Source organism: Arthrobacter sp. Sr24 (assembly GCF_054511175.1).
In genome coordinates this window covers 1-19,063 of sequence record NZ_JBTNDB010000037.1, presented here as the reverse complement: position 1 = coordinate 19,063, position 19,063 = coordinate 1, and the positions used below count along the sequence as shown (strand labels likewise).

16 protein-coding genes are annotated in these 19,063 nt (G+C 59.5%); 3 read left to right on the top strand and 13 right to left on the bottom strand.

From position 1 onward, the window contains the following. The first annotated feature begins 203 nt into the window (after positions 1–203). Together ACX80D_RS16785 and idi are read left to right on the top strand one after the other, a co-directional pair. Positions 204–2,021 carry a hypothetical protein gene (locus ACX80D_RS16785; protein ID WP_459324009.1) on the top strand — a complete coding sequence of 606 codons (1,818 nt, stop codon included), beginning with the start codon at positions 204–206 and terminating at the stop codon, positions 2,019–2,021. A 177-nt stretch (positions 2,022–2,198) separates the two neighbouring features. Further along, complete coding sequence (idi, locus tag ACX80D_RS16780; protein ID WP_459324008.1) at positions 2,199–2,807, top strand: isopentenyl-diphosphate Delta-isomerase; 609 nt, start codon at positions 2,199–2,201, stop codon at positions 2,805–2,807. Positions 2,808–2,838: 31 nt separating this feature from the next. Here the strand turns inward: idi and ACX80D_RS16775 are convergent, their stop codons facing one another. The 12 genes from ACX80D_RS16775 to ACX80D_RS16720 all read right to left on the bottom strand — a co-directional run bounded on the left by ACX80D_RS16775 (position 2,839) and on the right by ACX80D_RS16720 (position 16,965). Further along, a complete protein-coding gene (locus tag ACX80D_RS16775; RefSeq protein ID WP_459324007.1) occupies positions 2,839–3,660 on the bottom strand; it encodes an SDR family NAD(P)-dependent oxidoreductase in 822 nt (273 codons plus the stop codon). 52 nt (positions 3,661–3,712) lie between these two features. Continuing rightward, positions 3,713–6,814 (bottom strand): glycoside hydrolase family 2 TIM barrel-domain containing protein, encoded by a 3,102-nt coding sequence (locus ACX80D_RS16770; RefSeq protein ID WP_459324006.1) that lies wholly within the window; start codon positions 6,812–6,814, stop codon positions 3,713–3,715. Between the two features lie 83 nt (positions 6,815–6,897). Then, entirely contained in the window at positions 6,898–7,626 is a 729-nt protein-coding gene (locus ACX80D_RS16765; protein ID WP_459324005.1) for a hypothetical protein, read from the bottom strand. A 38-nt stretch (positions 7,627–7,664) separates the two neighbouring features. Next, on the bottom strand, positions 7,665–8,516 hold the full coding sequence (locus ACX80D_RS16760) for a TetR/AcrR family transcriptional regulator (protein WP_459324004.1): 852 nt from the start codon (positions 8,514–8,516) through the stop codon (positions 7,665–7,667). Positions 8,517–8,525: 9 nt separating this feature from the next. Beyond that, positions 8,526–9,260 (bottom strand): triose-phosphate isomerase family protein, encoded by a 735-nt coding sequence (locus tag ACX80D_RS16755; RefSeq protein ID WP_459324014.1) that lies wholly within the window; start codon positions 9,258–9,260, stop codon positions 8,526–8,528. A 119-nt stretch (positions 9,261–9,379) separates the two neighbouring features. Then, a complete protein-coding gene (locus ACX80D_RS16750; RefSeq protein WP_459324003.1) occupies positions 9,380–10,729 on the bottom strand; it encodes an MFS transporter in 1,350 nt (449 codons plus the stop codon). Between the two features lie 168 nt (positions 10,730–10,897). After that, the gene (locus tag ACX80D_RS16745) at positions 10,898–11,677 is read right to left on the bottom strand and encodes an SDR family NAD(P)-dependent oxidoreductase (protein ID WP_459324002.1); all 780 of its coding nucleotides are present in this window, start codon (positions 11,675–11,677) and stop codon (positions 10,898–10,900) included. Positions 11,678–11,712: 35 nt separating this feature from the next. Next, complete coding sequence (locus tag ACX80D_RS16740; RefSeq protein ID WP_459324001.1) at positions 11,713–12,714, bottom strand: 3-hydroxyacyl-CoA dehydrogenase family protein; 1,002 nt, start codon at positions 12,712–12,714, stop codon at positions 11,713–11,715. A gap of 2 nt (positions 12,715–12,716) precedes the next feature. Continuing rightward, a complete protein-coding gene (locus ACX80D_RS16735; protein WP_459324000.1) occupies positions 12,717–13,205 on the bottom strand; it encodes a ribose-5-phosphate isomerase in 489 nt (162 codons plus the stop codon). Further along, positions 13,202–14,944: a dihydroxyacetone kinase family protein gene (locus ACX80D_RS16730; RefSeq protein ID WP_459323999.1), complete on the bottom strand. Its 1,743-nt coding sequence runs from the start codon at positions 14,942–14,944 to the stop codon at positions 13,202–13,204. The genes ACX80D_RS16735 and ACX80D_RS16730 overlap by 4 nt, the downstream gene beginning before the upstream one ends. An 83-nt stretch (positions 14,945–15,027) precedes the next feature. Then, positions 15,028–16,035 (bottom strand): sugar phosphate isomerase/epimerase family protein, encoded by a 1,008-nt coding sequence (locus ACX80D_RS16725; RefSeq protein ID WP_459323998.1) that lies wholly within the window; start codon positions 16,033–16,035, stop codon positions 15,028–15,030. A gap of 246 nt (positions 16,036–16,281) precedes the next feature. Beyond that, positions 16,282–16,965, bottom strand: coding sequence for a GntR family transcriptional regulator (locus ACX80D_RS16720; RefSeq protein ID WP_459323997.1), 684 nt, complete (start codon positions 16,963–16,965; stop codon positions 16,282–16,284). A gap of 178 nt (positions 16,966–17,143) precedes the next feature. Between ACX80D_RS16720 and ACX80D_RS16715 the strand changes: the two genes are divergently transcribed. Then, a complete protein-coding gene (locus tag ACX80D_RS16715; RefSeq protein WP_459323996.1) occupies positions 17,144–18,199 on the top strand; it encodes a hypothetical protein in 1,056 nt (351 codons plus the stop codon). A 10-nt stretch (positions 18,200–18,209) separates the two neighbouring features. On the opposite strand, the gene ACX80D_RS16710 is transcribed toward ACX80D_RS16715, so the two are convergent. Further along, on the bottom strand, positions 18,210–18,878 hold the full coding sequence (locus ACX80D_RS16710; RefSeq protein ID WP_459323995.1) for an FMN reductase: 669 nt from the start codon (positions 18,876–18,878) through the stop codon (positions 18,210–18,212). Positions 18,879–19,063 lie beyond the last annotated feature (185 nt).

Genomic DNA, 19,063 nt, shown 5'->3' with positions numbered 1-19,063 from the left:
CTGTGGGGTTCCGTAAACATTACGGAACCCCACAGCTTTCTTTCTTTAACCAGCAGCTCAGAATTTAGCCGGCCGTAACGGGCCATCCGCGGTATTGACCGCGCTCCGCGTAATCCAAACGATTATGCGGAGTCCCCTTCATCGCCTGGATGTAAGGTGGGTCACTAACATGATCTGGTTAAACCGATGCCGAAGGAGCCGTGATGCCTGCACAGAAGAACAGGAATCGACTCTCACAGGTAGCGCCCGCCGTTGAGCGAGAGCCACGCACCGCCGCAGTTTCCGTAGCTTATATGGCAGGAACCCAACTGGCCCATGAGCTGATGAATCCGCTGCGTGATCTCACGGTGCTCGTCATCTCCCGCATGCCAGAAACGGACTTTCATATTGACCCGGAGGAGTTGGCTGCCCGGCTGGGTGATCAAGTACGGATCATCCAGATTCTCAATGGGCCCGAAACCCGCAATCTGCAAGCGGGTTTGCCAGAGCAGCTTCACATTTTTGGAACGGGCGCGCGGATCTATCCGCATGGCGACCGCTGGCAGGAACGGGTACCGCGGCCGCACCTGCCGCACCATCCCTCGCAATTGCCCCACCTCTACCAAACACTGGAGCATGAGGTCTTAGCTGCCGAACACTTTGAGCCGCCCCGGCCCGCTACCGCCCCCATCAACGTGATATCTGAAGCAGTTGTCAAGGGGTTCCCGGCCGAGGACAGGGCCATGGTTGAACTGCTTCCCAGCGGTGAGCGGGCAGTGATTCGCAGCGAAGACCTGCTGCCGGGGATCCCGCTGGACTGGCTGGTGGCCAAGGGGCAGAAGCTCTCCGGCACACTGAATCCGGCCACCCATGTTCTGGATATTCGGGCGCTGCTGCTCCCCCGACCCTCCCCGGTCACTGTCTACAGCCACGGCGATGTGGCCTTGGCCCGGGTCGAAGCTGTCTACCCCCGCCATGCCTCGGTGCAGTTGTGGCCCGGGAACGATTTCCCCATCGGCGTGGAGCACATCTCCTCCAATGAACTCGACTCCGCCCAGGATCTCTTGACCGAGGGCGAGGTGGTCCGGGTTCGGGTCCTGTACCGCAACGGTGCCGTGGTGCTCTCCATGCTGGACGTGGACGACGACGAACCCTCGGTCCCGACGCCGCCGCTCCTTCGCGGCGGTCCGCCCTGGCTGGATCTGGAGAGGCCCTATGCCTCCATTTTCACCAACCGTCCCTCCGTCTCCGCCCCAGCCACCGCGGCCGCTGACGACCGCGAGGAACCCTCACTATCCGGCGTCGAATCTTCACATCAAGAAGCCTTGCTATCCCCTGCTGCTCGGCGGACAGCGTTGCAAAGCACGCAAATGCAGCTTGAATCGGCCCGGCACACCATTGCGGAGTTGATGGCTGCGGCGAAACGGCAGGGTGCCACGGACAAGGTGGCGCGGGCGTTGCAGGATCAATTGGAGAACGAGCGCCGGGCGGCTGCAGATTTGGCGCGCGAACACAACGCGGCCACACATCAGGTGGAGGGGCTCAAGGCTGAGCTAGCCAAGGCAAAAGCTGCGTTGGTGCAGCTGCGCCAACAGCGCAGATCGGCCGCGTCACGGACAGAGAATGCGCTGGATGCGCTGTTCCTAGATCCCGCTGAGCAATTCACTTTTGATCTGCAGCAGGTCTGGGCGAGGGTGGTTCCGGCGGCCGAGAAGTCCTTATATCCGCTGGGGAATTTCAGTGTGGGTCCACTATTTTTGGACTCATGGGCCACCCTGACAGAGCAGCAGCGCGGCAAGACGTTGCGGGCTGTGGTGGATTTGGCGTCCGATTGGCAGGGGCCGCTACGTAAACGCGAACCGCACAAGCTCCGGCTCAATGAGGGCGCCCACGCCCCACCTACCATGCGCGGTGATGACGTGTGTTGGCGCTTGTATGTGGAGCAGGGGACGGCTGGGGCGCTGCGGCTGCACTACTGGAAGCTGCAGAAGGGCGGGGTGGAGCTTCATGCTGTGGTCTCGCATGACGTTCTCAAGCCGTAACGGCTGCTACTGACCGAGCCGTCACCAGCAAACTACCTGCTACCGGCCTTCGTGTCAGCTCTCGAAGACACTGGTGGCGGCTACCCCGGATACACTGGTCCTCGGTGTTATGCGCCCGGTGGAAAAACGTACCGACCGTGCTAAAAATACTGCGAGCAGAAGGAGCGGATCCCCATCATGGGTCAAAATATTGAGCTGGTCAGGTTACTAGACGAGCAAGGAAATGAGATCGGAACCGCCAACAAGGCGCTGGTCCACACCACCGACACCCCCCTGCATCTGGCGTTTTCCTGCCACCTTATGGACGCTGCCGGCCGCACCCTGCTGACCCGCCGGGCACTGTCAAAACTGACGTGGCCAGGCGTCTGGACCAATTCCTTCTGCGGCCACCCAGCGCCCGGGGAATCCTTCCAAGACGCAATCATCCGCCGCGCTGCCATGGAACTGAACATCAGGGTCACCGATATTCAACCGGCCCTTCCTGATTTCCGCTACCGCGCCGTCGACGCCTCTGGCATTGTGGAAAATGAAATCTGCCCCGTCTTCACCGCCGTGTTCGACGGCGTGCTCCCTTCTGACGCCGACCCAGACGCCGACGCTGATGCAGACGCTGCCGACGCAGAAGACGCCACCATCGCGCCCAACCCCGCCGAAGTCTGCGACTGGGCTTGGGCCGATGTGGTGGACGTTGAAGAAGCCGTAGCAGCCACTCCCTTCGCCTTCAGCCCCTGGCTTGCCCAGCAACTAGCCGAAGGCGTATACACCGGCGGGCATCTGCAGCACTAAGTGAGCGTTAGCCTCCAGCACTAAGCAGGACCTAGCCTGCCGCCACCATGGCAGCACTGTCCTCCCACAATTGCACAGCCAACGCCGGATCCTGCGCTTGGCGGCTCGTCCTTGCTGGTTTGCGTTTGACGTAGTACTCCCCCGGCATCCACACAACGCCGGGAACCGTGGTGGCCAGCCACAGCAACGTGTCCGCGCCTTGTGCCGGGGAGAGCAGCAGGCGGTTGGTCAGGGGCCCATAGCCAAACTTCATCAAGGGTGTTGATTCGGCAGCAAAATTGGTACCCACCACCCCCGGATGGAAGGCCGCCGCGTTAATGCCCTGATCCCCGTAACGCCGCTGCAGTTCCTTAGTGAACAGGATGTTCGCGAGTTTGGCGTTCCCATAGGCCTTGGTGGAGCTGTAGCGTTTGCGCGCGTCCAGATCGTCAATGTCGAATTTGGCCATGATTTTGTGGGCGGCACTTGAGGTATTGATGATTGTTGCCCGGCTGGCCACTAAATTATCCATCAGCAACGTGGTGAGCAGGAAGGGTGCAAGATGGTTCACCTGGAACGTCTTTTCGTGCCCGTCCACGGTTTCTTCCCGCGCCGCCATGACGCCACCGGCATTGTTGGCCAAGACGTCAATCTGGGGATACTTCTGCGCCAGGGTGGCCGCCAACGCACGCACTTGGGCCAACTCAGTGAAGTCACACAGAAAATAATCTGCGTCGAGTTCCTGTGCGATGGCTCGTGTTTTCACCTGCGAGCGCCCTACCAATACCAAGGTGTCGCCGGGATAGGCCAGCATTCTTGCTGCGGCCGCCCCGATCCCGTCGCTGGCGCCTGTGATAATTATTGTTCGTGTCATGGTGCATCCTTAGGTCGATTTTCAGCTTACCTGCACGGCCACCCGACTACTTTTAGGACAGCACTGTTCGGAAAGTCAGGGGAGCCGGTGCCAACTGGTACGCCGGCAGCACCCCGGGCCCGCACGACGCCGTACCTATCCCCTGCACCGCAGCATCCAGCGTCAAATAGCCGATGCCATCGGCCACCAGATCCGGGGTGTGCTTGGCCGCTGTGAGCACTTCTTGGGACCACGGGCGCAGCGTAAACCACATCGAATCACTCTGGAAGATGATCTTCTTCCCATCAAGGGGCGCCTCCAACGCCACGCAGGAAACTCCCGCCCGCGCACCATTCTCCTGAGGGCGCACATACGGCACCTGAAGTTCCTCCATGGAGGCACTGAACCAACCCAGCTGCGCGGCCATCCCCGTATCGGGGTACTTTTGCCCCGGTCCGAACCCCGTCCAGGAGGCCTGCGAGAATTCGCCGGGCAACTCAAAGTCAAAGCCCACGCGCGGCCAATTTGTTCCCCATCCGGGCCCCGGCTCCACGCTCGCAGCCAGTTCCAAACGGGCCCCGTCGGTGCGCCACACATACTCAACATCCACGTGCTGCCGGAGCACCGGAACACCGTAGCGCACCTGCACAGCCAGCCTCCCGGCGTCGTGCGTCATCGATTGCAGACGCCCCTCCAGCAGCGGCAGCCCGGCAGCAACCCACGTGTCGGCATCGCGCGGATTGCCCGGCAGATCCCAATTTTTCCCGTGGTCGTTGTCGGTCGGCGCGCGCCACAGGTTCAGCCGCGGGCCATTGATCGGCACGCCCTTGAACGCGCTCAGCTCCCCCGTGTCGAGGCTAAAAATGGCTGGGCCAAAATGCACATTCCGGCCCTCCACCACGGCCTCAGCAGCGCCGATTACCTCCGGAATAGGCGCGGCCGCCTGCCCTTGTTGCGCCCACGCGATCTGGTGCCCGGCCGGCGCCCACGGCTCATCGGCGGCGAGCACGGCACTGATCAAAAGCACCCGTTGTTCCCCACACTGTGCGCTCAATTCCGCAGGAAGTACGACGTCGGACTGCGCACCTGCCGCTGTCACCGGCACCTCCAGCGTGCCCTGCGCCTCTCGACCAGCAGGCCCCTCGACGCTCCATGTGAAGGCCAGGTGCGCGGTGTCAAGGAAGTCGTACTTGTTGCGTACGCTCAGCGACTGCCACTGCTGATCGATGGTCAGCGCCAGAGGTTCCACCACTTTTTTGAAGTCCAGTAGTCCCGGACGAGGCTCCAGATCTGCCGAGACCAGCCCGTCAATGACGAAGTTACCGTCGTGGACTTTTTCACCAAAGTCGCCGCCGTAGCCAAAGTAGGCTTCGCCATCCAAGGTGTGCTGGCGGATGCCGTGTTCCATCCATTCCCACACGAATCCGCCCTGCAGGCGCGGGTACTGATCGAAGAGGTCTTGGTATTCCGCCAGCCCGCCGGGCCCGTTGCCCATGGCATGGACATATTCGCACAGGATGAACGGCAAGTTCCGCCGGTGACGATCTTGCTGCGCGTCCGCCAGAGGTTCCTCCTGCTGGCGGCCGATCAACTCCACTTCTTCCGGTGAGGCGCACATGCGCGAATAGACATCCACGTAGGGGCTGGCCCAATCGCCCTCGTAGTGGACCAACCGTTCGGGATCGCGTTGTTTGGTCCACGCCGCCATGGCCTCGAGGTTGGCTCCCTTGCCAGCTTCATTACCCAGCGACCACATGATGACCGAAGGGTGGTTCTTGTCCCGCTCCACCAAGCGCGCCATCCGATCCAGCAGCGCGTCCCGGTACTGGGGTTCGGCGCTGGGATTCCCAACCCAATCGCCGTCCTCAAAACCGTGGGTTTCGTAGTCGCACTCATCGATGATGTAGAAACCCAGCTGATCGGCGGCGTGCAGCAAGAACGGATGAGGGGCGTAGTGGGCGGTGCGGATGGCGTTGATATTGTGCTGCTTCATCAGCCGCAGTTCACGCAGCACCTGCTCCTGCGGGACAGCGCGGCCCAAATCCGGGTTGTGTTCGTGACGGTTGACACCCCTAAAGAGCAGTGGCTTGCCGTTGAGCTTTATCTGCGCATCCTCAACCGTGATGCTCCGGAAACCCACCTTCAGGTGGAGGATTTGCACTGGTGTGGTGATCCGGACTTGGTACAGGGTAGGCGATTCAGCGCTCCACGGTTCCACAGCGCCTACGCGAAGAATCTGCGACGTCCCGGCGGCACCGGCAGCTGTGGAGCTGTCAGCTGTGGTGCTGGCAGTGCAGCCGCTGGTTTCGGTCTTTTCTGCCGTGCCGAAGTCCAGGATTTCAGAGACGCCCAGTTGGGCAATCTCCACCACAGTTCCCGGCAGCGGTGGGTCCAATTCCACGCGCAAGGTGCCGGTACCAGTTCCCATTCCAATTCCCACGCCCGTTCCTGCGCCCGATTCATCCGGGGTGAATCCTGCATGTACGAACACATCCCGAATGGCTCCGGAGGGCTGGGCCAACAAGGTCACATCGCGGAAGATGCCCGGTAACCACCAAGCGTCTTGATCCTCGAGGTAACTGGATGCACTGAATTGTGAAACCCTCACCACCAGCAAGTTCTCCCCGGCCCGTAAAGCTTCGCTGACGTCAAACTCTTGCACCAGCTTGGACCCGCGGGTGGTGCCCAGCAGCTCGCCATTGAGCCAGACAGTTCCAGCGTTATCGATCCCATCAAAACGCAAAATGGCGCCGTCCATGAATTCAGGCGCGGCATGGAAGGTCCGCCGGTGATCCCCCACCGGATTCGCATCGGGCATAAACGGAGGATCCAGAGGAAAGGGGAACTGGACATTGGTATAGGCCGGGGCACCGTAGCCATGGAAATTCCAGGACGACGGAACGGGCAGCGTATCCCAGGCTCCGTCGTCGAACGTCTCCAGCTCAATCCCTAGAGGGGCCACAGCCAGCGTTGGAGCAAAGTGGAAACGCCAATCGCCATTGAGCGAAAGGGTGGGCAGGCCGCTGTCCACGTGGGCACGCGGAGAAATCCCGCCTGTGCCAGGACCTGGAATCTCCAGATCCATGACACTTTTGTAAGGGTTCTCGGCTAGGTCCTTGCTTAGGTTGGCGCTCTGCTTGGCAGCCAGTGTGGAGGCGGGGCTCGGGGCATTCACAGTTTAGGATCCTTAGTGACTTTGGGCAGGTGGCAGGTGCAGCGGCAGCGTGGGTAACTGCGGAGATACGTGTGCGGCCTCGATTAGCCTGCTGTGCCGTCCAGCATGCGCGCCACTTTTTGCTCTAGCGAGGCGATGGTGACGGAGGGCAAAACAATCAGGCCGTCGAGTTCCTTGCGGGCCCGCTTGTAGGCGGTCTGGCGCTCGGCGGGGCTGGCGGCGTTGTCCTCGGCAATGTTGACCAGTTTGCGCGCGGTGTTCAGGCGTGCCCGTTCCCCATCACTGAAAGCGGTGTCCTTGATCCGGTGTGCTTCTTTTTCCGCAATATCAAAGGCCACAGCGAAAGCGTTGACGGCGTTTCGGTAATCGTCCCAACGGCTCTTGGCAGTGACGTCCTCGCCTTCGAGCGGGCGGAGGGCATCGGCGTCGCGCTTGGCACGTAAGAACGCAACGGTCAGCGGCTCACGAACATCGCTCATCATGGGGAAATCGATCAGCTTACCGACATCGAGCTCATAGCTGAGCCACCGTTTGTTAACGGAGTCATGTTCGGCCTTGACCTTAGCAACGTCAGCGTCCGAATAGCCGTCTTTGGCCAGGCTGAGGGCATCGACTAACGGTTGCGGCCGGGAAGAATCATCCAGTGCCGCCGCTTCCGGGTGCTGGAGTTTGTACATCTCAATCTCGCGTTGGTGGGCGCGGTCCTGGGCACGTTCGCGGGATGCGAATAGGGCTTTGAAACCACCGGCCGCCATGCCTCCCAAAGGGAAGAGTAGCCACCAATAACCGGCAAAGAGTTCAGGAAATGACATGACCCCATCGTGTCACTTCGCCTCGAAGCAACCAAGAGTTACGAGGAGGGGGGTGCTTTCGGAGCAGCAGCTGCCAGATCAGCGCCGGCTAGTGCCCTGATCCCAGATGAAGCGTTATATATCAACTGGTAGGAGACCTCGATGATGCGCTCTGAATTCCAAGTGGTTCCGCCAATGACGGCATCCAGAAGCATATTGTTGACCCCACCGACCATGGAGATGGACGTCAACCGCGCAAATTCCAAGGCCTCGGCGAGCGGATGGCTCGGGTCAACAGCCTGCGAGCGCGCTCCAGCATTGCCGCCCGGGGTAGTGGGACCGCCGCCGAGACCGCCCAGCCCACCACCGAGTACCTCTTTGACCACGGACGCTTTGACTCCACCCAGGATCAGCAGAGCACCCATGGATTGGCCGGCAAAATTAGTCATCGCCTGATGTCGTTTTGCTTCCAGCTCATCAGAAATCCCCACGATTTCCACGAGAATCACTTGCGCGTGGCGGGGATCGCTCAGCATAAAATTGACCACTGTGGCCAAGGCGGCCCGGATGGCATCTTCAGCTTTCACCGAAGTGTCCGACAAGGCTGCCGTCACCTGTTGCATCAAGTTAGCGGACACCGTCTCATAAACGCAGGTGAGCAAGTGTTCGCGGGAATCAAAGGACTCATAAAAGTAGCGCTCACTCAGACCTGCCCTTTGGCACAAGGTCTTGATTTTTGCCCCGGAATAGCCCATGGTGCCGAATACTTCGATCCCGGCGTCAATGAACTTTACATACCGTTCCTGGGCCCGCTCAGATGACAGCAACCCGGAGTACAGACGCCCGGATGTAGTCCCAGACGTGAGCGAAACCGGATCGTCACTGTGCGGGTTGTGCGGCTTGGTATTCACACCCACAGTCTAGTGGACCTCAACGGCCCTGTGTTGGGCTGCCAAAGCCTCATCAAGCACCGCTCCAAAGTTGCGGGCATCGTGGGCAAACCGCCCTAGGAAGAGTCCGGAGACACCGATGAGCTCAGGCAAGAGACCGGGTTTGGCCGAGCCACCATAAATGATGGGCAACTCATGTAGCTGATGCTCACACAGGAGGTCTCGCAGGGCCTGAACCACCGCGGAAATGTACACCGGGTTAGCCGGTTCCGGCGCACCAATGGCCCATACTGGCTCGTAGGCAATGACCAAGGGCCCGGCACTGTGCCACTCCCCTATCGCCGCGCCGATCTGCTCGTAGACAACCTGGGCAGCATCAGCCGCCTGCGCCTGCTCCAGCTCGCCCACGCACAGCAACGGTGTCATGCCCGCAGCCCACGCTGCTGCTGTTTTTTGAGCCACCATGGCGTTGTCTTCATGAAAGTACTTACGCCGCTCGGCATGCCCCAGCTCGACCAAGGTAACGCCCAGCTCGGCGAGCATTGACGGCGCCACTTCACCTGTCCACGGGCCATCAGCCCAGCCGGAGTTCTGCGCACCCAAAACCAACGGCGAGCCCGCAATGATCTGCGCTGCTGCCGGCAGTACGGGAAAGGATGGGATCACAAACGGGACCACCCGCCCAGCTGCCAGAGCCGGGCGGGTGTCCACTTCATGACGCAATTGCTGCAACCAGCGCAAGCTGTCTGCGTACCCCATATACATTTTTGTACTGACACCTATATAGAGGGGTGCCGCTATTGCTGCGGGGAAGGTGTCTGCTGCGCTGTGCTGTGTCACGATATTTCTACTTTCACTAACCAATTGCTGCGTGGTGGTGCGTTTTACTTCTCGAGCAGATCATCAGCCTTGGCCTTGAAACGGCGGCTGCCCCACATCATGACCGCAGCCACGAAGGGCAGAATGCCTAGCGCCACAATGCCCATGGCACCGGATTCGGAGGCGAAGGTTTCATTGATGTTGGTGCGCATGATCGGTGCCACAAAGCCACCCAAGTTACCGAGGGAGTTGATCAGCCCAATTCCTGCGGCGGCTGCTGTTCCGGTGAGGAACGCCGTGGGGTAAGACCACAGGATAGGACCAATAGCCAAGAAGCTGCACACAGCCAGCGTGATAAAGATGATGCCCAATGCCGGGAGGCTGTTGGCGCCGGCCCAGGCCGAACCAATGATGCACAGGCCGGTGGAGACAAACAGCCATGTAGCCAGTACCCGGCGTCGGATCACCGTGGTGGCGTAGCGGCCCACAATGATGCAGGCGAACATGCCGAAGAACCACGGCACGGCTGCCAGGAGGCCAACGGTCAGGCCAACCTTTTGGCCGGTCAGCTGTGCCACTTGCTGAGGCAGGTAGAAAGTCACACCATAAACAGCGATCTGCAGGCAGAAGTAAATGATGGTGAAGTACCAGACGCGGCCGTTAGTGAGCGCAGCCCTGACACCAGAGGGACCACTTTCTTTCTTGATGCCGTCTTCTTGCTCCATTGCTGAGGTGAGCGCGTTCTTCTCCTCTTGACTGAGCCATTTGGCCTTTTGGGGGTTGTCAATGAGGAGGAAGAAGGCGAAGATACCGGCAACTACGGCCATGGAACCTTCAACGAAGAACATGACCTGCCAGCCGTGCACGCCAGGGACCTGGTCACCAATGTTGATGAGCCAGCCGGAGAGCGGGGAACCAATGACCTGAGAGAAGGGCTGTGCCAGGTAGAAGATGGCGAACATCTTCACGCGGTGCTTGTTGGGGAACCATTCTGCCAAGTACATGATGACACCGGGGAACAGACCGGCTTCTGTCACACCGAGCAAGAAGCGCAAGATGATGAAGGAGGTATCGCCCTGAACAAAGGCAAAGCAGGCCGAGACAATACCCCAAGTAATGGCGATACGTGCCAGCCAGAATTTGGCTCCCACTTTCTTCATCATCAAGTTGCTGGGAATTTCAAAGATTGCGTAACCGATAAAGAAAATACCGGCACCGAGAGCGTACGCTCCGGCAGTGATGCCGCGGTCCATTTCTAGCGCGGCTTCTGCGAAGCCAACGTTGGTGCGGTCCAAGAAGGCCACAATGTAGAGGATGACCAGCATCGGCATCAGCCGGTAGGTGGCCTTTTTTATTGCAGACTTCAGCGCTGGAGACTCCAGTGCCTTCTTTTCCTGCGTGGGTGAAACTGCCATAGGAACTCCTCGTCGAGTCAAAATTTTCAAGAATGATTGCTGATGGGCTGGGTCAGCGCGGGTAGGTCATCAAGACGATGGCAACGCCGCAGATGACGATCCCCACTACTAGGTACAACTTGCGTGCCAAGGTCCACTTGACGGAATTCTGGTGGTTCATCACAGCTCCTAGTGCATGTACAGTCCGCCATCCACATTCAGCGTTTGGCCGGAGATGTATCCGGTGTCCTCGCTGATCAAAAAGTGGATAGCTGCTGCGACGTCCCGGGTGGTTCCCACACGGTTGACAACCAGATCTTTGACCAGTTCGTCCTTACGATCTTCTGAGAGCTTGCCGCCCATGATGTCGGTGTCAATGGGGCCAGGAGAGATGGCGTTGACCGTGATATCGAAGGGGCCCAGCTCGCGTGCTGTGGACCGGGTCAAACCAATGACGCCGGCTTTGGCTACAGAGTAGGCAGTCTTGGAGAAGGTACCGCCGCCGCGCTGTGCCGAGATGGAAGAGATGTTCACAATCCGGCCCATGCGGTTCTTCACCATGGACTCAGCCACGCGGCGGGTTGCATAGTGAACACCGTTGAGATTGATGTTCAGCACGCGATTCCACTCTTCGGGGGTGACTTCCAAGTACCCGACGGGCGAGCTGACGCCTGCAACGTTGGCCAGGGCCACGATCTGCGGCAGTTCCGTTTCCAGCTTGTCAATGGCCTGGCGAACAGAAGCCTCGTCGCCAATATTGGCGCCGACGCCGTGGGCCTTGACACCGAATTCAGCGGCCACTGTTGCAGCTACTGACTTGCAGGCGGCATCGTCTAGATCGATGATGCCAATGTTCCAGCCACGCTCGGCCAGGTAGTTGGCAGTTGCCCTGCCAATGCCGCGCTCAGAGACGGCTCCGGTGATAATGACGGTGCGTTCAGTGGGGAATGCTCCAGCGATTTTGGGCATAGTTTCTCCTAAGAATGTGGGTTGGCTCAGCAGTTTTAGTGGATGGGAGCCGGGCCGAGATCTTCGAGCAACGCTGACATGGCCACATAAGCCTTGTTGCGGTATGCGATGAGCTCTGCTGTCTTTTCGGAGGGGACATCCAGGAATCCGGAGCCGGTCTTGGTACCCAATTTGCCAGCTGCAACCAGGTCGCTAAGGATCTTTGGGGTGGCAAAACGCTCAGGGAATCCGGTCTGCAAGGACTTGTAGCAGAAGTCGTAAACATCCAGGCCGGCCATGTCCGCAATCGCAAAGGGCCCAAAGAAAGGCAAGCGGAAGCCGAAGGTCGTGCGGACTAGAGTATCGACGTCGTCCGCGGTGGCAATACCCTGCTCCACCAAGGTGGCAGCTTCGTGGAACAGCGCGTACTGGAGACGATTCAAAACGAAACCGGTGACATCCTTGACGACAGCGGTCTGCTTGCCCGTGGAGTGGACCATGTCGCGGGCTGCGCCCACCGTGGCTGCCGAGGTTTCAGCGTGAGGGATGATCTCCACGCCCGGGATGAATGGGGACGGGTTGGAGAAGTGAACACCCAAGAAACGCTCCGGGTTGACCACAGGCTCGGCCAGATCGGCGATGGAGATGGTGGAGGTGTTGGAGCCAATGATGGCGTCCGGGCGGGCGGCGGCGCTGATGCGAGCCAGAGTTGCATGCTTGATGGCAATGACTTCCGGGACGGCTTCTTCGATGAAGTCCGCGTTGGCGACTGCTTCCTCAATGTCCTTGGCGGCCCACATGTTCTTGCGCAGCGTCTCGGTGGCGCCAGCAGGGAACAAACCGTCAGCGACAAACTGATCAGATTCCACCAGCAGACGCTCATAGTTTGCTGCGGCAATCTCTGCCGAAACATCAGCCAGTGCTACACGAGCTCCACCCAAGGCCAGCACCTGGGCGATGCCGCCGCCCATGTAACCAGAGCCTACGACGGCGAACTGCAGCTGCTTTGGGGTTGTTTCTGTGTTTTCTTTGTTTTCTTTGTTGTCTGTAGTGCTCATGATCAGACTGCCTTCGTGTAGTTCGGTTCGTAGGAGCAAATTGCGTCGACTTTTTCAGCAGAGGCGCTGGATTCATCGAAAGTGTAAGAAAGCCATTCAGTGACCAGCTTCTTGGCCAATTCCAAGCCAATGACGCGCTGTCCCATGGTGAGCACCTGTGCGTTGTTGCTCAGTACGGAGCGTTCCACTGAGTAGCTGTCGTGTGCGGTGACGGCACGGATCCCGGGGACCTTGTTGGCTGCAATAGCGACGCCCAGACCGGTGCCGCACACCAGCAGCGCCCGGTCCGCTTCTCCGTCAGCAACTTTACGTGCTGCATCCACGGCAACATGCGGGTAGGCACGGTTGTCGTTATCTCCGACGCCGATGTCCAGCACGGATTCAACGCGCGGGTCTGCCTGAAGTAAAGCGAGGAAGGCGTTCTTGTACTCGACCCCGGCCTCATCGTTTCCAACGACGATCCGGAAGCCAGTTGATTTGGTAGTGCTCATGCTCGGGTCCCACTTTCCATTAGTTCGTTCTCAAGGTGTTGACCCAATCGCTCCACGATCAGGCCGAAGGAAACAGCGCCGGGGTCCGGATGCCCCACACTCTTTTCCGCCAAGGGGCGGGCTCGGCCCTTCAGGGGGCGCAAGCTGGCCGTAGCTGTTGCTGCATCCTTGGCGACTACGGCAGCTTCTTTGAGTGAATCGAGCACTGATGTCCCAGCGGTCAGGGAAGCAAGGAACACGTCCCGGAACGGCAGGATGGCATCGACCATGGTCTTGTCCCCCGGCTCAGCTTTACCCAAGGTGGTGATGGCGTCGCTGAACGCTGTAACGGCCAAGCCTGCATCCTGATCGGTGTAAGACTCCTTATTGCCCAAGGCCGCAGCGGCGGCAATAAACGCCGTTCCCCACAAAGCCCCCGACGTACCTCCGGCCTTCTCGGACCAGGCTTCGCCAGCCGCTGTGAGAACCGCCAGAACGGAGGCACCACCGGCAAGTTCGGCTGTCTGCCGTGCTGCAACGCTGGCCGCATCAACACCACGGCGCATACCAATACCGTGATCGCCGTCGCCCGCTATGGCGTCAAGGTTTCCCAGTGCTTCTTCATGTTCCATGACCACATCGCGGATGGCTGAAACTGCGCCTACTGCGTACCGGCCCAAGGTGGCTGCGGCCGGTGTGGGAGCTTCAAGCTGTGTTGCTTCCGCTGCTTCTACGGCGGCAACGCTGCGCTGTGCGCGCGGCGTTGCGTTGCCCTTACGGAAGGCGGGGGTGTCGGCAGGTGCGCCCCAGTATTTCTTGAGTTCGTCGTCGAGCCACAACAGTGTCAGGGACAGCCCAGACATGTCTAGGCTGGTCACCAATTCGCCGCATTCGGGCTCAATGACGCTCAGCCCTGCATCGCTCAAGAGCTTTTCAACCCGGCCAAACAAAAGGAATAGCTCGTCGTACTTGACAGTACCCAGACCGTTGACGATCGCCACAACCTCGGTGCCGGCGTTCTCCGGCTTGTCAGCCAGCAAACGCGAGACCAGAAGTTCGGCCAACTCTGACGCCGTCGGCATGGGGTGTTCGGAGATGCCCGGCTCGCCGTGGATGCCAAGGCCAAGTGCCATCTTTCCGGCGGGAACATGGAACAGTGCCTCATCCGCACCGGGTAAGGTGCAGCCGTCGAAGGCCACTCCCAGTGAGCGGGTGCGGTAGTTGGTCTTGATGGCAAGCCGCTCCACCTCATCCAGGTTCAGTCCGGCCTCGGCGGCCGCGCCGGCAATCTTGAATACTGTTAGGTCACCAGCAATGCCGCGGCGCTTTTCCCACTCATTGAGCGGAGCGCTGGCAATGTCATCGGTGACCACAACGGTGCGGGTTTCGATGCCTTCGGCGTTGAGGCGTACCTGGGCTTGACCAAAGTGCAACACATCGCCGGCGTAGTTGCCGTAGCTGAGCAGCACGCCACCGTTCATGCTGGCGGCCTTGGCTACGCGGTAGATCTGGCCGGCGGCAGGGGATGCGAACATGTTGCCGCACGCCGATCCGGCTGCGAGTCCGGCTCCCACCAGGCCGGCGAAAGCTGGGTAGTGCCCCGAGCCGCCACCAACAACCAAGGCAACTTGCCCTTGGTTCATTTCGGTAGAGCGGACCACGCCGCCATCGACCCTGGCAACGTACTGCCGGTTCGCGGCCACGAACCCGTCTAGGGCGTCGTCAGCAAATTCAGCGGGATTGTCGAATATCTGAGTCATGATTCCTTCTTCAGTCTGATGCGTTGGAGCTGGCAGGACTAGTGATCTTTTGTGCAGCTCCTACCAGCTGCCTAACGAATGCTTTAGACGGTGAGCAGCGAAGCTGCTGCTGCAGGAAGCTGACGTCCCTGCGCCACCAAGCTGGTGCCCAGCGCGTAGCCATCGGTCTTGGGCAGAATCTGTGAACGCAGGTAGTCCTGGTTCTTAGCCGTGACGCTCAGGCCGTCTCCGCCGTAGTGCTCGGTGCAGATAATGCCCTGGTAACCAACGGAGATGGCAACCTTGAACGCTTCGCGGTAGCTGATCAGGCCGCTTTCCATGGGAGCCGGCATGGCCACGTACTGCCCGCGTGCCACATTCTCATCACGGATGTAGTTCTTCACGTGCCAGTAGTTGGAGTACGGCAGGGTCTTGGCAACCACTTCGCGCCAGTCCTCAATGGGACGGTGCAAACGGATCAAGTTGCCAATGTCCGGGTTCAGGCCCACATTGGCCAAATCGATGTCCTGAACCAGCTGGACCGAAGAATCCGCGGTGCCCAAGTAGGTGTCTTCATACATTTCCAAGGAGAGCAGAATGCCAAGCTCAGCGGCGTGCCGGCCAAGTTCGCGCAGACGAGTGACTGCCTTGTTCCAGGTTTCGGTGTCCCCCACCGGATCCACGTGACCCTGAACGGTCCAGAACCACAACTGCTTCTGCTGCTCTGCCGTGAGTGCTTGGTGAAGTCCTACGGAGACAACTTCACAACCGAGGGCGGCGGCGGCGTCAATGGTGCGGTGGCTATAGGCCAGGTTCGCTTCCCAGTTAGCCTCTTCGACGACGCTGCTGCGGATAGCGGAGATGACCGGGACGCCGATTCCCACGTGGTCTGCGGCGGCCTTGAATTCCTTCAGGCGGGAGGCGCTGAGATCCCCCGGGCGAACCCAACTGTCCGTCAAATCTGCGTTGCTGAAGCCCGCATCTTTGACTTCGGCAAATACATCGACCCAGGCGCTCGGCTCGGCGTCATTGATGTGTACGCCAGCAGTGTTGGTGTTTGAGAACTGCAGCAGAGCCGCGGTGATGGGCCAATTTTCGGCTGTGTAAGCCATAGTTTACTCCCTCGTGATAGATCCTGTTTCCTATAGGATCTACTATTATGAAAGAAAGTGGATATGTCAAGCGTCACAGTCATGAAGAGTATTTAGGGCACAACAAAACTCATTCCAACGCAATTAGGGTGCGTCTGGGCGCAGCAAAGTGGCCCTAGCTGCGCTTGCAGCGGATGAGACTAAATGTCGATCTGCGTGCCAGCTAATTCTCAGTGGCGAAGCGGTGCGACGCCGGAGCCGCGCGACTTACGCTTCGGGCGCGTCAGCCATGGCTCGGGCACGAACATTGGAGACATGCTCGGTCATCTTTTCCGCCGCACGCACGGGGTCGCCTGCCTGGAGCGCCTCGAAGACGGCGCGATGCTCTGCGATGGCGTGGGAGGCATCAGTGATACCCACTCCACTGAAGAGGCGGAAGCGTTGCACTTGGCCCCCGAGGGCGTTGTACGCGGCGAGCAAAAATGGGTTGCCCGCATTTTCCGCGATCAGCCGATGAAAGCGCTCGTCTGCGTCAAAATAGTCCCGAAATTCCGCAAAGGAAGGACCTCGTGGTGCGGTTTCTAGGTCATGAATGGATTGTGCCAAAGCAGATAGCGTCTGCTCCGTCATGGTCTCGCCCGCCAGCCGCGTGTTAACTGGCTCAATCACCAGCCTGGCTTCCATGAGCTGGGCCATCTCAGCGGAGGAGGACAGGGGTGCAACTCGGTAGCCCTTGAGCGCAACTCGCTGAACGAGCCCTGTGTGTTCCAAGCGAGCCAACGCTTCACGCACCGGCGTAGGCGAAACTTCTAGATCGCGGGCTGTGCCATCAATACTCACCGAATCGCCGGGCATGAGCCGGCCATCCATTAGCGATTCCAAAATATCGTCGTAGACGTGGTCAGCCAAAACTTGGCGACTAACGGCGTGAGGACTTGATCTTGGCTTCATAGATTGAATCCTATAGGATTCACCTAGCGGGAGCGCTGCAGGACGCGAAATATATCAGTTATTACAGCAGTCAACGTTCATGGAGAGCGCGTACCTCAGCTCTCTTGCTAGGAACTTTGCGGGTTTAGGGTTGGCTCGAAGCGTGACTCGAAGCGTGACAGAATCATAGTGATTCGCCATGACAGTAAGCACAGTAGTCGACACCAGCAAGCGGCCCGACGAGGCCCCCGAGCAGCCCGCCCCTGCCAAGAAGCGCGCTCGCCAGATCGCTGATATGCCACGCCGGAAGTTTTTCCTCACCATGGGCGCAGCTGCACTGGCTACGGGGTTCCAGGCCAACATTGCTCTTGACGCCCGGCTCACTGAGCGAAGCCAGTACCGGATCTCGACTCCGGATAACGAAGCCAACCAGATTGCAGCGTCACGTTTTCCGGGCCGGACATGGTATTTGCTGGGTGGTTTCCGCGTCAGCTATCGCGACGCCGGACGCAAACTCGAGGCGCTGCAGTCGGCCATGAACCAGCGCGCCCCAGCCTCCTACATTGGCTATTCCAACGAGGGCATCGATATTGCCCAACTCTTCATTGCTATCCAACGTGACATCCACGCTCGCAAGATCGATACGGTGTATTTCTACGGCGACAGTTTTGGTGGGATGGCCGCCGCCGTGCTTGCCTCTTTACTGACGGACATTGGAGTGAAGGTACGCCTCATCGTGATGGGTTCAAGCCCGTCAAATGTGGACGACACCTTGGATCCGGGTAAGGAATATATCTCGATTGCGGGCCAGGTAGTGCCGTATCTCGGACTGCTGGGACGTCTGGGCGCGGGGCTTTGGGGCGGGTTGAGCAACCCCAACGGTCAAGGAATGTACGATGCGGTCCGCGGCGGGGTGGCACGATCTCTGGATCAGAACAACAATTCGCTGATCCTGAGCACCACCCAGGCCACCTTCTTGCAGTCGTTTCCCCAACAGTTCGACGGAGGCGTTCCCGCAAGTACCGGGCTGGGTCTCATTTATGACCCTGAAGATTTCATCGTCAACGCGCCCATGGCCAAACGGGGGTGGGAGGCGCTGCTGCCGAACAATCCACGGTTCATCTACGATGTCCCGCACACTGGACATGCCAGTCCCGAGATTCATCCTGATGTTTACCGCACGGCGCTCTCTGTGGTTCTCGACGAGCTAGATCCGCGGCCACTCACGGTGAAACCGGAGCAGCCCATCTTCTAACGGATGCGCGTTAGCGCCGCTGCGTCTGGGCGAGCAGTTCCTCAAAGGGAAGCGACGTCATATCCGAAACCTCACGTTCGGCGCGCTTGGCTTTGTGATCGATCAGGATCGCTCCCGAAGTCCCTGTGGTGGATCCGCGCTGGCCTGTCAGGACGGTCACCAATTCCTGCGCGGCCTGCCCAATCCGGCGCTCAAGGGTGTTACTGCCGGAGCCACCCCAATCCTCAGGGGAAGCATAAATAGCGGTGGGCATCGTATTAGCACGTAGGTAGCTAAAGAGCGGGCGGATAGCCATATCCAGCACCAGGGAGTGGCGCGATGAGCCACCCGTTGCACCGAACAGCACGGGCATTCCGTCAATGAATTTCGGATCCAGAACGTCGAAGAACGACTTGAACAAGCCGCTATAGGATGCGCTGAAGGTAGGAGTCACAGCGATCATGGCATCGGCAGCTTCTACCCGCTTGATGACCGCGGCCAATGCCGGTCCGGCGTATCCGGAGACCATATTGTTGGCGATGTCGGTGGCGTAGTCGCGCAGATCAATGACGTCAATGATGGGCTCAGACCCAGCCTCGGTCAGCCGCGACTGTACACCAGCGGCCATTTGATCCGCCAGCATTCGGGTGGATGAGGGAATACCGAGACCTGCCGAAATGACTACTACCGTACGCTGCATTATGACTCCTTAGTTCATGCGTTTGCATCTAATTAGCTTAACCGGGGCGTCTCACGAGTTATTCCCGGTACGCCTGATGCAACTGCAATAACGCATGGGCCGCGAAACCGATTCTGGCCCGCGAAACCACTTACGGGAACCCGCGGGTTCGGAGGCCAGTCACCCTCCTCCAGGTTCAACAAAGT

Bases quoted from the DNA above. Each gene is read 5' to 3' on its own strand.
- ACX80D_RS16785 (WP_459324009.1), top strand. From the start codon at position 204: ATGCCTGCACAGAAGAACAGGAATCGACTCTCACAGGTAGCGCCCGCC.
- idi (WP_459324008.1), top strand. From the start codon at position 2,199: ATGGGTCAAAATATTGAGCTGGTCAGGTTACTAGACGAGCAAGGAAAT.
- ACX80D_RS16775 (WP_459324007.1), bottom strand. From the start codon at position 3,660: ATGACACGAACAATAATTATCACAGGCGCCAGCGACGGGATCGGGGCG.
- ACX80D_RS16765 (WP_459324005.1), bottom strand. From the start codon at position 7,626: ATGTCATTTCCTGAACTCTTTGCCGGTTATTGGTGGCTACTCTTCCCT.
- ACX80D_RS16755 (WP_459324014.1), bottom strand. From the start codon at position 9,260: ATGTATATGGGGTACGCAGACAGCTTGCGCTGGTTGCAGCAATTGCGT.
- ACX80D_RS16750 (WP_459324003.1), bottom strand. From the start codon at position 10,729: ATGGCAGTTTCACCCACGCAGGAAAAGAAGGCACTGGAGTCTCCAGCG.
- ACX80D_RS16745 (WP_459324002.1), bottom strand. From the start codon at position 11,677: ATGCCCAAAATCGCTGGAGCATTCCCCACTGAACGCACCGTCATTATC.
- ACX80D_RS16740 (WP_459324001.1), bottom strand. From the start codon at position 12,714: ATGAGCACTACAGACAACAAAGAAAACAAAGAAAACACAGAAACAACC.
- ACX80D_RS16735 (WP_459324000.1), bottom strand. From the start codon at position 13,205: ATGAGCACTACCAAATCAACTGGCTTCCGGATCGTCGTTGGAAACGAT.
- ACX80D_RS16730 (WP_459323999.1), bottom strand. From the start codon at position 14,944: ATGACTCAGATATTCGACAATCCCGCTGAATTTGCTGACGACGCCCTA.
- ACX80D_RS16725 (WP_459323998.1), bottom strand. From the start codon at position 16,035: ATGGCTTACACAGCCGAAAATTGGCCCATCACCGCGGCTCTGCTGCAG.
- ACX80D_RS16720 (WP_459323997.1), bottom strand. From the start codon at position 16,965: ATGAAGCCAAGATCAAGTCCTCACGCCGTTAGTCGCCAAGTTTTGGCT.
- ACX80D_RS16715 (WP_459323996.1), top strand. From the start codon at position 17,144: ATGACAGTAAGCACAGTAGTCGACACCAGCAAGCGGCCCGACGAGGCC.
- ACX80D_RS16710 (WP_459323995.1), bottom strand. From the start codon at position 18,878: ATGCAGCGTACGGTAGTAGTCATTTCGGCAGGTCTCGGTATTCCCTCA.